This is a genomic window from Streptomyces sp. NPDC051940 (assembly GCF_040680895.1).
Taxonomy (GTDB): Bacteria; Actinomycetota; Actinomycetes; order Streptomycetales; family Streptomycetaceae; genus Streptomyces.
Genome location: NZ_JBFAXR010000095.1, coordinates 1 through 12,809, shown reverse-complemented (window position 1 = coordinate 12,809; position 12,809 = coordinate 1). Strand labels below are relative to the sequence as shown.

The window sequence follows — 12,809 nt, the reverse complement described above, 5'->3', positions numbered from 1 at the left end:
GATCAGGCGGCCTTCCCCGCGGGCCTCGCGGTACGTCGTGGCCGCAGCCGCCGCAGCAGCCGGGCCCGCTCCTCGTCCATCTCGTCCAGCGTGCGGTCCAGCACGTCCTGCGGCATCCGCCCCAGCGCCTCCGCGGACGCCTGCTTCAGCCGGCGCGCGGCGGCGGACTCGTACCGGTCGGCGTTGGTGGCGTGGAAGGCGATGAGCGCGCAGTACGTGCGCACCGCCTTCGGCAGGAAGCGGTCCGCCTCCGGATCGGCGAGGACGGCCTGGAGCATCTGGTCGTGCGCCGGGATGAAGTCGAGCTGGCGGTCGTCGCGGATCTGGGTGAGGGACGTGGTCACACCCCGCCGGTAGAAGGTGCCCAGCAGGCCCGTCACCGCGAACGTCTCGGCGGTCAGGTGCAGATGCCACGTCCACAGCCGGTCCTCGGCGGTGCGCAGATCGGGCGCGAAACGCATCCGGCCGTCGTCGAAGAGCGCGCGGCGGTAGATGCCGGCCCAGACGAAGGGGTAGTCGACCATCGTCTCCAGATCGGCGGGCGCGATGCCGTCGCGGGCCGCCATGGCCGTGTCCCGCACCCGCGCCGGGGCCCGTTTCACCGTCCGCTTGCGGCCGTTGACCTGCACGTGGTCGAAGCGTACGAAGTCCACGTCGAGGGTCTCGGCGGCGCGCAGCATGTCGTCCAGCTGCCCGGGGCCGTACCAGTCGTCGCCGTCGAGGAAGGTCAGATACGCGCCGCGCGCGGCGTCGATGCCGCTGTTGCGGGCGCGGGCGATGCCCTGGTTGGTCTCGTGCCGGACGAGCGTCGCGTTCGGCAGCTCGGCCACCGCACGGTCCAGGATCTCGCCCGTGGCGTCCGTGGAGCGGTCGTCGACGAGGATGAACTCCCGGTCGGGCCCGGCGTTGCGGACCAGGGAGCGGATGGTGTCCGGTGCGAACTCCTGCACGTTGTGGAAGGGCACGATCACTGAGAGGCGGGGCGTTTGACGGGGCACCCGCGCAGGCTAGCCAGCGTGCCACGGACCCGGATGTGGGACAGGCGTCGGCCAGGTGAACAGTGGATGGTTGCTCGGCGAACCGGGACGGGCGCCCCGGGGCGGGGCCGATCTCCGGGAAAGCGGAGCGCCCGCAGGCGCACGTCTGTACGATGCACGCGAATGCGGACACACACGGGGGAGTGAGTCGTATCAGCACCGAGACAGGCTCCGACCTGGGCGCGCTGACACCGGACGACCCGCGCGAGATCGCGGGCTACCGGCTGACCGCCCGGCTCGGCGAAGGCGGCATGGGCACCGTGTACCTGTCGCACACCAGGGGCGGGCAGCCCGTGGCGCTGAAGCTGATCCGCCGCGAGTACGGGCGCGACCCGGAGTTCCGCCGCCGCTTCGAGCAGGAGGTGCGCGCCGCCCGCCGCGTCCAGGGCTACCACCTGGTGCCGGTGGTGGACCACGACACGTCCGGCGAACTGCCCTGGGTGGCCTCCGAGTACGTACCGGGCGTGGCGCTCGAGGACGCGCTGCGGTCGTACGGGGCGCTGCCCCTGCCGGCCGTCTTCCAGCTGGTGGGCGCCGCGGCGCGGGCGCTGGGAGCGATCCACACGGCGGACGTGGTGCACCGCGACCTCAAGCCCAGCAACATCATGCTGGCCGCGTCCGGCCCGTACGTCATCGACTTCGGCATCGCGCGCGCCGCGGACGCCACGAAGATCACCACCACCGGCGGCCTCATCGGCACCCCGCAGTACATGTCGCCCGAGCACGCGCTGGGCGACACGGTGGGGCCCGCGACGGACCTGTTCTCGCTCGGCCTGATCGCGGCGGTCGCGGCCACCGGGCGGCATCCGTACGGCGACGGCGGCGGGCTCACCGTCGCCACGAAGATCGCCAACACGGCGGTGCGGCCGCCGGACCTGTCGGAGTACCCGGGGCTGCTGCGGCCGCTGCTGGAGCGCTGCCTCGTCGCCGACCCCGGCGAGCGGACCGGCTCCGCCGAGCTGTCGGAGCTGTGCGAGCGGTACGGGGAGCGGGCGCCGCGGGACTTCGCCGGCTGGCTGCCGGAGCGGCTCGCCGCGGACGTCGCGCGACGGGCGCGGGCGGCGGAGGTGGCCACACCTCCGGCGACCCCGACACCCACGGTGAAGGACGGGCCGGGCCCGCAGGGGCCGCCGCCGGAGACGCCCGTGCACACCGTCACCGCCGCGCAGCCGCCACGTCCGGCGCCGGGAGCCGGTTTCGGGCCACCGCTCTCGGCCCCGCACCAGCCGCCCTCGACCCCGTACCAGCAGCCCTCCCCCTACTCGCCGGCGAGCCGGCCCGGGCGGTCGTCCTTCCGCGACCGGCCCGTCCTCAACGGCTTCCTCATCGCCGTCGGCGCGCTGCTGTGCCTGGGCCTGCTCACCTCGCTCTGGCCCGACGGCGACTCCGGCGACGGGGACACCGACCGGACCTCGGACGGCGCCACGCAGACGCCCGCGAGCGGTGACACGGGCGACGGCGCGACGTCGGAAGCGCCGAAGCCACCGCCGTACAAGGTGCTGGTCAAGGGCCAGAAGCTGAGCATGCCCGCCGCGCACAGCACCGACAACGTCGGCGTCGACTTCGACACCCCGCGCGTGAACACGCAGGACGCCGACTACGACACCGACGAGATCATCATCAACAGCGTCGTCCAGCGCGACGCCTGGGACTTCGAGAGCACCTTCGGCAAGTCCGCGGGCACCACGCCGCAGCAGTGCGAGAACGCCGCGCAGACCGCCGCCGTGGCGACCATCGTGGCCGGCGAGGACTTCGCGAAGACCTTCCCGGTGGGCACGGTGCTGTGCACCGTCACCGACGAGGGCAACATCGGGATGCTGAAGATCACCAAGATCGTGCCCAGCACCGACACCTACGACCATCTGCCCGACGTCAGCGGTGAGCTGACCGTCTGGAGCAAGCAGTGACCGTGGCGGGCCCGCAGGGGCTCGAACGCCACCTCGCACGCTTCCCCGAGCAGGCGGACGCCCTCGTCGACCTGTCCAACGTCGTCCGCGACACGGCCATCGGCGGCCCGCGTCCGCGCGACCTCGGCCGGCTGCGCCTGGTGGTGGAGGCCCTCGCCCGCCGTACGGGCGACGCGCACGCGAGCGTGTACGCCGTCGCCGACCGCTCGCTGCGGCACGGCGTGCACGAGTACGCCGACCGCGCCGAGCCCGCGCTGCTGGCGCGGTGGGCCGCCGAGGGGCTCGTCGAGGAGCTCCCGGACGCCGACGAACGGCTGATGGACCTCGCGGAGATGACCGGGCTGCCCGTCATCTCCAGGGACGGCTTCGCCGACTTCCGCCTCACCCATCCGTGGATCCAGGGCAACACCACGCAGTTCCTCGCCGCCGAGCCCACCCGGGTACGGGCGGTGCGGCTGCGGGAGCGCGACATGGGCGTACGCAGCCCGGCGCAGATCTCGCGGAAGCTGGAGGAGTCGGACCTGAAGGCGTACGGCCTGCTCCAGGGCCGGCACCGCAGACCGCGGGTGGAGGTCGTACGCCGCTACTGGCGCTGCCCGCAGCGCGGTTGCACCCTCTACGACAGCCGCACCGGCAACGCGGTGACGCTGCCGCGCGTCAAGCACGGCGTGCCGGTGTGCGCACTGCACGCCCTGCCCCTCCACGACGACGGCCCGCGCACGGGCGTCGTCCAGCTGAAGCTGCTGGTCGACGGGGAGTGCGTGCACCGCTTCACGTTCGACGTCGACACGACGGTGGTCGTGGGCCGCGCCCCCGGCGACGGCGGCCTGGCGCTCTTCGCCCATGTGCCCGAGCCCCGGCTGGCCCGGATCAGCCGCCGCCACCTCGAGGTCTCGGTCACGGCCGGCGCCCTGCGGCTGCGCAACCTCAGCGGCGGCGGCACCGGGCTGCTGCGCCGGGGCGCGGGGTCGGCCAAGCCGCTGGCCGGCGACTCGTACACGACGCTGAACACCGGCGACCTGGTCCAGCTGACGGACGGCGTCGCCCTCACCCGCAGCGGCCGCCGCTTCCCCGCGGAGATCGCCGCGGCCTGGAACGCGGCCCCGCACCCGGCCCCCGGCTCGGCGGCGGCGGGGGCGACGACCTTCCTGGACCGGCCCCCGTCGGCGGGGTGACTCCCGCCATCGACGGCAGGGCTCAGGCGCCGCACTGCCGGAGCATCATGGCCTTGTCCGGGGCGGTGACCGCGAGTTCGTACTTCAGGGCCACCTGCGCGAAGCGCACCGCGTACGCGCAACGCACCGTCTTGTTCGGCGGGAGCCAGGACGCCGGGCCGGAGTCGCCCTTGGCGGAGTTGGCGGGGCCGTCGACCGGAATGAGGTTCAGCGGGTCGTTCGCGAGCTGCCGGCGGCGGTCCTTCGGCCAGCGGGCGGCGCCCAGCTGCCAGGCGTACGACAGCGGGACGACGTGGTCTATCTGCACCTTGGCGGCGGCCGCCTTCCGCCAGGCGATGTCCTCGCCGGTGTACGGGTCGGCCAGCCGCATCGAGACGACCACGCAGTCGGAGCCGGACCGCAACCGTATCTCGCGGCCGTCGCGCCGCAGCAGGTCGTTGCGGGTGTCGCAGCCGTTGCGCGCCAGCGGGACGCCGTCCGCCGTGTCCATCCAGGCGTGGCCGAACTGGTCGCGGTCGTAGCCGGTCTTCGGCCCGCGGCCCTTGGTCCGCAGCCGGCCGATGAGCGCGCGGGCCTCGGCGCGGTCGGCGTCCGCGACGGGCGCGAGGCCGCGGCGGGTGCCGTCGGGGTTGTCCAGCGGGCTGACGCCCGTCGCCCCGGCGGGCGGCCGGCTGGCGTCGTCGGAGGGGATCTCCTCGATCGAGCACGAGGTGAGTACCAGGGCCGTGAGGACGAGCGCGGCGGCGGTGCGGCGGGTCACGGTGGTCACTCCAGGGCGTCGAGGCCGCAGGGGCCCGTGTGGGGGTCCGGGCCCCTGCGGCCCTCCCACCCTAACGGGTGCCGAGGGGCCCGCTGTCGGGGTACCCGTGCGGGCGGCGAACTCACCTCCGGATTCCGGGAGATGCCCGCCGCGGCGGTGTCACCGCGCCGCGTGCCGCACCCACACGTTCGGCTCGACGTACACCGCGCAGTCCGCCTCCGTGCGGACGTGGACGGGGGTCAGCCCGCCCGGCACCTCGACCCAGCCGTCCTCGTCGAAGGGCAGCCCCGTCCAGGCGCGCCACTCGGCGAGCGAGCCGGCGATCGTCATCGAGGCGGGGCAGACCGAGTCGATGACACCTCCCACGCGGACGTGGACGCGCAGCCACGGGTCGTGCGGCAGGCCGTCCGGGCGCACCCGGTACGCGTACTCCGTCATCGGCGTCCGCTGCTCCAGGTGCTTGGCGTTGGGGCGGACCGGCGCGACCAGCTCCGTGAAGCCCCGCGCGCCCGCATTCGCCCGCATCGCGGCGACCATCCGGCCCGACAGCCCGGTGCCCTGCCGGTCCTCGGAGACGACGATCTCGAGGGCGGTGACGGTGTCGGGCTCCCGCCCCGCCCGCCGGTCGGCGAACGCCCAGTGCAGCACCTGGTCCCATCCCCGCGGCGGCAGCGCCCCGCGCCCCGGGGCGTGCAGCGCGAAGGGCACCGAGAAGCCGCGCACCACCACGGCGCCCGACGCGTCCGTGCCGACCAGCACGTACTCGGGGAACGTCTCGGGGACCCGGCCGAAGTAGGCGTAGCCCGTCGGGTCGTTCCGCATGAACTCGGCCCAGGTGTCCTTCAGGTCCCAGGCCGCGTCCAGCAGTTCGGGGCGCTCGGCGAGGGTGGTGATGGTCGGCTCCATGCGGCGGAGTCTAGGCGGCGGCTCCGGCGGCGGCACGCGCGTTTCTCACACCTTCCCGATGCCCAGCGTCGTCTCCATCGGCAGCAGTCCCGAGCCGATCGCCGTCACCCACGGCGTACCGAGCAGCTCCACCAGCCGCTCCACCTCCTCGGCCCGCAGCGCCCGCCATGGTCCGGCGGCCAGCTCGTCCGTACGGCGCTCCACCCCGGCCCGCAGCTCCCGGCCCGCGTCGGTCGCCGAGCCGTCGGCGTTCAGTAGGCCGCGCGCCGTGAGACGGGCGCGGGCCGCCGCCCACTCCTCCGCGCTCCAGCCGCGGCTCGCGAACGTCTCCGCCGGTGCGGCGCCGATCGCCGCGAAGGACACCAGCGCCTCCGTCGCGTCCAGCCCGGCGGCCAGCAGCGCCGCCAGATGGCCGTCGCCGCGGTGCTCGCGCAGCACCGTCGCCGCCTGCCACAACCGGACGTGCGGCAGCGGCGAGTACGGCAGCGCCTGGTTGGCCGCCGCCATCGGCCGGCCCGCGGTGTGCGCGGCATCGGCGGCCCGCCGCAGCAGTCCGGCCGCCTCGGCGAACTCCGGGCCGTCCACCGCGTCGCCGAACACCGACCGGTAGAGCCGGTCGACGGCCCGCTCCCGGGCGGCGAGGACCTCGCCCGGGGAGGCCACCGCCCAGGCGGGGCCGACGTGTTCGGCGACCATCGCCGGGCTGAAGCTGTAGAACGCGGCCGTCACCAGCGCCGGCTCCGCCGCGCCCAACGGCGCCGCCCGGAACGGGAAGTACATCGGCCACCGGCTGTCCGTGGCGTACCCGAGCTTCGCCGCCTCCTCGAAGGTCTCGGGCGCGTAGTAGACGAGGGCGTGCAGGGGCTCCAGCAGATGCCACAGCCGGCGGACCTCGGCGGCGGGCGGCTGCTGCTCGTACGGCGTCGTCTCGACGGTCATCGTCGGCTCCCTCTCCCGAATCCATCTTGTCGCTGACTAGATTCCCTCCCGCCGGTGAACTTGTCAATGCCTAGATTCCGCGTACGCTGAGTCGCATGACCGAGCACCGCAGCTATCACCACGGCGACCTGCGCAAGGCCGTGACCGACGCCGCCCTGGACGTCATCGCGGAGAGCGGCGTGGGCGCGCTGAGCATGCGCGACCTGGCCCGTCGGGCCGGCGTCTCGCACGCCGCGCCGGCGCACCACTTCAAGGACCGCGCCGGACTGCTGACCGCGATCGCCGCCGAGGGCCACGATCTGCTGACCGCCGAACTGGCCGCCGAAGGGGAGGGGCTGGCCGGTATGGGGGCGGCCTACGTGCGGTTCGCCGAGCTCCATCCCGCCCATTTCCAGGTGATGTTCCGCCCGGATCTGGTGCGCGCCGACGATCCGGAGCTGGCCGCCGCGCGGGGCCGGTCCGCGGCCCGGCTGCGCGAGGGGGTCAGCTCGCTGCCCGGAGGTGCCGACGCGGAACTCGCGGGGGTCGCCGCATGGTCCATGGCACACGGCTTCGCGTCACTGGCCCGGAGCGGGGCGCTGGCGGGCGTCATCGGCGACCGGGAGCAGGGGGAGGTCTTCCTGCGGGCCGCGCAGGAGCTCATCCGGGCCCAGTGAGGCGTACGGGGAGCGCGGGATCGAGTGAACCGGGTGTTCACGTCATATCGGGTTGACTCGGTTCACAGGGTCTGCTGTCATGGGGGAGGCAACAGAAGCAGTCATCACGGGGGGACCCATGAACCCACAGCGCATCGCCCTGGCAGCCGCCGTGTGTGCGGCGGCCGTCCTCGGCCTGACCGCCTGCACCGACGACAAGAAGGACGCCTCCGACGGCAAGGCGTCCGCCTCCTCGTCGGAGAAGTCGGCCGCGCCGGAGAAGTCCGCGCAGGCCGCGAGCGACCCCTTCGCGGGGCTCACCGGCGCGCAGGTGATGACCAAGGCCGCCGAGGCCAGCCGCAAGGCCGGATCGCTCACCATGGACCTCGACATCAAGTTCTCCGACGGCCCCGCGAAGGGCACGATCTCGCTGGACGGCAAGACCCGGTGCAGCGGTGAACTCGCGGTCGAGAAGCAGGGCTCGATCGACCTGGTCAAGGTCGGCAAGGCCGTGTACATGCGCCCGGACGAGGCGTTTCTGCGCGCACAGAGCGAGGGCGAGCCCAAGTCCGAGGTGGACGCCACGATCAAGCTGATGAAGGGCAAGTGGCTCAAGGGCACGACCAGCGACCCGGACCTCAAGGAGTTCGCCGGCCTCTGCGACGTCGACGAGTTCCTCGCGCCCGACGGCGACTCCGCCGACGACTCCCTCCGCAAGGGACCCGTCACCGAGATCGACGGCGTCAAGGCGCTCCAGCTCACCGGCAAGGACGAGGACGGCGCCCCGTACGAGGTCTATGTCGCGGCCGAGGGCCGGCCGTATGTGCTGAAGGTGGAGAAGAAGAGCGGCGAGGAGCCCGGCACGGTCGTGTTCCGCGACTACGGCAAGGCCGTCGAGGTGACGTCGCCGCCCGCGTCCGAGGTCCTGGACTTCAGCTGACGGCCGCGGTGCCGCTCACCGGGCCCCGAACGACGCCAGGTTGGCCAGCGACCGCCGCACGCCGTCGGCGACGGGATGGTGCGGCCCGTACAGCGACTGCACCTCGTGCAGCAGCGCCCCCAGCTCCGCCTGCGCGCCCGCCGGGTCGCCCAGGGCGATGAGGAGCTGGGCGACCCGCTGCCGTACGTCGTAGGAGCGGGCCGGGTCGGGGCCGAGGTGGGGGAGCAGGCCGCGGTACTCGGCGAGCGCCGCGGGGGCCTCGCCGAGCTGCTCCAGGCACACCGCCGACTCGTAGCGGTACTGCACGACCTGCGCGTCGCCCGGGTTGCCGGTCTCGCCGAGGCGCTCCTCGGCCAGCAGCCGCAGCACGGGCAGGGCGCGCCGGTACTGGCCGTCGTCCATGAGCGTGGCCGCGTACTGCTTGCGCAGGATGCGGACCACCGAGGACGAGGGCCCGTGCTCCTGTACGGCGGCGGGGAGGATGCCGCCGAGGATGTCGATGGCCTGGGTCAGCCGGGCCTCACCGAGCAGCCGTTTCACCTCGTCGACGGCCGCGGCGATGTCCGGGGCGCGCGGGGGAGGGACGGGGGAGGACGCCGGCGCGGGGGGCGCCGGCACGCCGGGCCGGTCGGGCCACGGGGCGTGGGGGCGCAGGAAGGGGCGGGTCGGGTCGAGCGGGCCGGAGGGGAGCCCGCTGCCCGGCGCGGGGAGCAGGGACGCCAGCTCCTCGTACACCTCCTGCGCCGAGCCCGGCCGGTCCTGCGGATCCTTCGCCAGCAGCCGCAGGACGAGCGCCTGCAGCGGGTCGGGCACCTCCGGCCGCGCGGCCCGCACGGGCTGCGGCGGCTCGTACAGATGCCGGTGCAGCACACCCAGCGCCGTCGACCCGGCGAAGGGGACGGTGCCGGTGAGCAGCTCGTGGACGAGGACGCCGAGCGCGTAGAGGTCCGTGTACGGGCCGACCGCGCCGCCCATCGCCTGCTCGGGCGCCATGTACGCCGGGCTGCCCAGCGGTACGCCGGTGTGCGTCAGGCGGGTGGTGTCGGTGTCCAGGACGGCCGCGATACCCAGGTCCAGGACGACGACGGTGCCGTCCGGCCGGACCATGATGTTCCGCGGTTTGAGGTCCCGGTGCACGATCGGCACCGCGTGCACGGCGGAGAGCACCGAGCACAGCTGCGCGGCCACCGCCGCCGCCCACTGCCACGGATACGGCTGGTTCTCGGCGATGTGGTCGGCGAGATCGGAGCCGTGGACGTGCTGCATCACCAGATACAGCTCCTCGCCGTCGGTCCCGGCGTCGTGCACCGTGACCAGCCCCGGATGGTCGACCTGCGCGGTCACCCGGCACTCGCGCAGGAAGCGGCGGCGCAGCTCGTCGGCCCGCGAGGAGCCGGCCATGGTGTCCGGGCGAAGGATCTTCACCGCGACGCGGCGGTCCAGGGTGCGGTCGTAGCCCTGCCAGACGCGCCCCATGCCGCCCTGGCCGATCAGGGTGGAGAGCTCGTAACGCCCGGCGACGACACGGCCGTTCACCGCTTGTCGTCCTTGCGGCGGAGCAGGTCGCTGAGGTCGTCGAGCTCGGGGGAGATCCGCGGGGTGGGCGGATACGGCTGGGGACGGGCGTAAGGGTTCGCGTCGTACATGACGTGCTTCGCGGTGCGCTCACGCTGGTAGCGGATGTCGACGACCAGGAACCACGCCATCGAGCCGATGGCCGTCAGCAGCAGCACCCCCAGGGCGGCGTCGCTCCACGCGCTCTCCTCCGGCAGCTCGCCGACGGTCGCGAAACAGCCGAAGCTGAGCGGCACGTGCAGTCCGAACAGCAGCCACTCCAGCAACCGCTGCCGCATGATCGCTATGCGCAGCGTCGTCCCCCACGCGAGTATGCCCAGGCTCACCAGGGGCAGCGCCGCGAGCAGGACGCGCACGAAGATCACGCCCGCACCGGAACCGGTGCGCGGCGACGCGGGTGCGGCGGGGCCGTACATGGCGGGCTCCTACGGGCGGACGGGCGGGAAGTGCGGGGGGCTGGCAGAAGCGTACCCAGCGGGAACGCCGCCTGCGCCCCCCGCGTGCGCTCACCCCTGCGGGGGCTGCAGGGTGCCGTCGGCCAGTCCGTCGTACAGGCCCTGGGCCAGCAGCTCCCCGAGCCGGGCGGTGTCGCGCAGCGCGGACTCGAAGGCGGCCAGGGCCGCGAAGTGCGCCCCGTACGCCCGCTGGACGGCGAGCGGCAGCCGCGGCACCTGCAGCCGCCGTACGTCGAGACGGCCGGCGGCGGTCGCGTAGACGCTGGCCTGCCGGGTGTTGGCGGTGCCGCGCAGGAAGCCGGCGAGGAACCAGGGGTCGAGTTCGCCCGGCGCCGCCCGCAGCAGTACGAGGCGGGGCCCGAGGGCCGCGCCCGCCGTGGCCTCGTCGACGACCCGCACGCCGCCCCCGGCCGCGGGCACGACGACGTCGCCGGCCTCGAGCAGGACCGGCTCCTCCGCGGGCCCGTCGGGCAGCGTGCCGGAGGGCTTCGCCCCGTCGAGCAGGTCCTGCGCGGTCAGCACCGCGGGCCCGGCGCCCGCCCCGGCCCCGCCGGAGCGCACCTGCACGGCGCCGCCCCGGGCCAGCTCGCCCACCGTCGTCCACAGCCCGGGCCCGTCCTCGGCGGCCGCGGGCGGCGCCGGGGTGCGCTCGGCGGTGAGCCGCAGCGTGGCGGCGAGCCTGTCGCGTACGTCGTTGAGCCCGGCGACGGAGGTCTCGGCGGTGCCGGCGGGGGGCAGCTGGCGGGCGGGGGTGAGGTCGACGTCGTCGTCGAGGAGGTCGATGACGGGTTGGGCTTGGTGGGCGGCGGGTTGGGGGGTGATGGTGCCGGTGCGGTCGTATGCGCGCCAGACGGTGGTGACGTGGTGGGTGAGGGTGGGCCAGTCGATGGTGTCGCGTCCGGTGCCGTAGCGTTCGCCGGCGTCGACGAGGAGGACGGAGGCGGGTGGGGTTGTGGTGCTGGGGCGGCGGAGGATCCAGAGGTGGAGTGGTACGCCGTAGGGGGGTGCGGCGCCGGGTGGGAGGGCGATGACGGCTCGGAGGGCGCCGCGGCGTAGGAGGTCGGCGCGGATGCGGCGGCCGGAGCGGCGGGCGGCGACGGCGGGGGGCAGGACGAGGACGGCGGTGCCGCCGTCGCGCAGCCGGGCCAGCGCGTGCTGGACCCAGGCGAGTTCGGACTCGGTACGGGCGGGCAGCCCGTAGCCGAAACGCGGATCGTAGGCCAGCTCCTCATGCCCCCAGTTGCGCTCGTTGAACGGCGGATGACACACGACCAGATCGACCGCACGCTCGGGGAAGCCGTCCGCGCGCAGGGTGTCCCCGACGGCGACGGACACCTCACCACCGGAATGCAACGCGAGCCGCAGGGCGGCCAGCCCGGCGAGATCCGGATCGGACTCCTGCGCGAGACGGGGCCCGTCACCGGGCGCGGCCAGCAGCAGCGTCCCGGCGCCGGCGGCGGGGTCGAGGACGGAGGGCGTACCTCCGCCCTTCCCGGGCGGACCGGCGAGGGCGGCGACGAGCTCGGCGAGCTCGGGCGGGGTCAGGGTGTGCTGACGGGGGTTGGCCTCGAGATACCGGCCGAGCAGGAACTCGTACGCGGCCCGCGCCTCCCCGAACTCGGCGGCGAGCGCGCCGGCACCGCGGGCCAGCGCGACGGTCGGGTCGGGCAGCCGGACGGCGGCGCCGCCGAGGCGCTCGGTGAGGACGCGGTGCAGTTCGCCGGGCAGCTGCGCGGTGAGGGCCGCGTCCTCCTGTGCGGTGAGCTCCAGCCAGCGCGCGGGGTGCTCGCGTACGAACAGCAGCACCGCCCCGGCGAGCGCGAGCCCCGCGGGGGCGCCGCCGGGATGCCCGGCGATCAGCTGCCAGACCCGCTCGCGCTGGGGGACGCCGCCGATCTTGCCCTGCTTGCGCAGCCAGCCCTCGACCTCCGCGAGGGCGAAGTGGGGGCTGGTCTCGGTCCCACCGACGGGCCGCGGAAAGTCCGCGTGACGCCGCCGCCAGTTGCTGACCGCGGCCCGCCCCACGCCCGCGAGGCGGGCGATCTCGGCGGCGGTGACCTCGGTGGCTTCCTCCTCTGACATGCGGCTACCTTACGGTGTTGACTCGGTTCACACCAGGGCCTCGCGGGGCGGTGCGGATCTTTGGTCGCGGTCCGTGGCGCGCTTCGGCGCTGCGCGCCTCAGTCCTCAGGCGCCGGACGGGCTGGAGGTCGCCTTCCGTCGGCTGACGCGGTCGGCGCTGCGCGCCTCGTCCTCAAGCGCCGGACGGGCTTGGATTGGTGCCAGTCACGCTGCATGCGTCCGGTGTCGCTGGCGCCTGCGGCGCGGTTCGGCGCTGCGCGCCTCGTCCTCAAACGCCGGACGGGCTGGAGCGGTGCCGGTCGCGCTGGAAGGGTCGGGTCTCGCTGGCGCCTGCGGCGCGGTTCGGCGCTTCGCGCCTCAGTCCTCAGACGCTGGACGGGCTGGGAGGGCGCAGGTGC

Annotated in this window: 11 protein-coding genes; 4 read left to right on the top strand and 7 right to left on the bottom strand. The window is 74.4% G+C overall.

The window, feature by feature from the left end; all coding sequences use genetic code 11:
- Positions 1 to 2: 2 nt before the first annotated feature.
- A complete protein-coding gene (locus AB0M28_RS28995) occupies positions 3 to 998 on the bottom strand; it encodes a glycosyltransferase family 2 protein (RefSeq protein ID WP_365411293.1) in 996 nt (331 codons plus the stop codon).
- A 182-nt stretch (positions 999 to 1,180) separates the two neighbouring features.
- Here AB0M28_RS28995 and AB0M28_RS28990 point away from each other — a divergent pair, with 182 nt between their 5' ends.
- Complete coding sequence (locus AB0M28_RS28990) at positions 1,181 to 2,944, top strand: serine/threonine-protein kinase (RefSeq protein WP_365411290.1); 1,764 nt, start codon at positions 1,181 to 1,183, stop codon at positions 2,942 to 2,944.
- Entirely contained in the window at positions 2,941 to 4,119 is a 1,179-nt protein-coding gene (locus tag AB0M28_RS28985; RefSeq protein ID WP_365411287.1) for an FHA domain-containing protein, read from the top strand. The genes AB0M28_RS28990 and AB0M28_RS28985 overlap by 4 nt, the downstream gene beginning before the upstream one ends.
- 22 nt (positions 4,120 to 4,141) lie before the next feature.
- On the opposite strand, the gene AB0M28_RS28980 is transcribed toward AB0M28_RS28985, so the two are convergent.
- From AB0M28_RS28980 to AB0M28_RS28970, 3 genes are all read right to left on the bottom strand, one after another.
- Entirely contained in the window at positions 4,142 to 4,819 is a 678-nt protein-coding gene (locus AB0M28_RS28980; protein WP_365411329.1) for an HNH endonuclease family protein, read from the bottom strand.
- A 219-nt stretch (positions 4,820 to 5,038) separates the two neighbouring features.
- The gene (locus AB0M28_RS28975; protein ID WP_365411284.1) at positions 5,039 to 5,785 is read right to left on the bottom strand and encodes an N-acetyltransferase; all 747 of its coding nucleotides are present in this window, start codon (positions 5,783 to 5,785) and stop codon (positions 5,039 to 5,041) included.
- A 45-nt stretch (positions 5,786 to 5,830) separates the two neighbouring features.
- Positions 5,831 to 6,724 carry a hypothetical protein gene (locus AB0M28_RS28970; RefSeq protein WP_365411281.1) on the bottom strand — a complete coding sequence of 298 codons (894 nt, stop codon included), beginning with the start codon at positions 6,722 to 6,724 and terminating at the stop codon, positions 5,831 to 5,833.
- A 95-nt stretch (positions 6,725 to 6,819) separates the two neighbouring features.
- Here AB0M28_RS28970 and AB0M28_RS28965 point away from each other — a divergent pair, with 95 nt between their 5' ends.
- Entirely contained in the window at positions 6,820 to 7,380 is a 561-nt protein-coding gene (locus tag AB0M28_RS28965) for a TetR/AcrR family transcriptional regulator (RefSeq protein ID WP_365411278.1), read from the top strand.
- A 118-nt stretch (positions 7,381 to 7,498) separates the two neighbouring features.
- Positions 7,499 to 8,299 (top strand): hypothetical protein, encoded by an 801-nt coding sequence (locus AB0M28_RS28960; protein WP_365411275.1) that lies wholly within the window; start codon positions 7,499 to 7,501, stop codon positions 8,297 to 8,299.
- A 15-nt stretch (positions 8,300 to 8,314) separates the two neighbouring features.
- Here AB0M28_RS28960 and AB0M28_RS28955 read toward each other — a convergent pair whose 3' ends face one another.
- The 3 genes from AB0M28_RS28955 to AB0M28_RS28945 all read right to left on the bottom strand — a co-directional run bounded on the left by AB0M28_RS28955 (position 8,315) and on the right by AB0M28_RS28945 (position 12,411).
- Positions 8,315 to 9,835: a serine/threonine-protein kinase gene (locus AB0M28_RS28955; protein ID WP_365411272.1), complete on the bottom strand. Its 1,521-nt coding sequence runs from the start codon at positions 9,833 to 9,835 to the stop codon at positions 8,315 to 8,317.
- Positions 9,832 to 10,290 carry a hypothetical protein gene (locus tag AB0M28_RS28950; protein ID WP_365411269.1) on the bottom strand — a complete coding sequence of 153 codons (459 nt, stop codon included), beginning with the start codon at positions 10,288 to 10,290 and terminating at the stop codon, positions 9,832 to 9,834. The genes AB0M28_RS28955 and AB0M28_RS28950 overlap by 4 nt, the downstream gene beginning before the upstream one ends.
- Before the next feature lie 90 nt (positions 10,291 to 10,380).
- Complete coding sequence (locus AB0M28_RS28945; protein WP_365411266.1) at positions 10,381 to 12,411, bottom strand: N-6 DNA methylase; 2,031 nt, start codon at positions 12,409 to 12,411, stop codon at positions 10,381 to 10,383.
- Positions 12,412 to 12,809: the final 398 nt, after the last annotated feature.

Coding starts and splice junctions, on each gene's coding strand:
- AB0M28_RS28975 (WP_365411284.1), bottom strand. CDS start 5,785: ATGGAGCCGACCATCACCACCCTCGCCGAGCGCCCCGAACTGCTGGAC.
- AB0M28_RS28970 (WP_365411281.1), bottom strand. CDS start 6,724: ATGACCGTCGAGACGACGCCGTACGAGCAGCAGCCGCCCGCCGCCGAG.
- AB0M28_RS28965 (WP_365411278.1), top strand. CDS start 6,820: ATGACCGAGCACCGCAGCTATCACCACGGCGACCTGCGCAAGGCCGTG.
- AB0M28_RS28960 (WP_365411275.1), top strand. CDS start 7,499: ATGAACCCACAGCGCATCGCCCTGGCAGCCGCCGTGTGTGCGGCGGCC.
- AB0M28_RS28950 (WP_365411269.1), bottom strand. CDS start 10,290: ATGTACGGCCCCGCCGCACCCGCGTCGCCGCGCACCGGTTCCGGTGCG.
- AB0M28_RS28945 (WP_365411266.1), bottom strand. CDS start 12,411: ATGTCAGAGGAGGAAGCCACCGAGGTCACCGCCGCCGAGATCGCCCGC.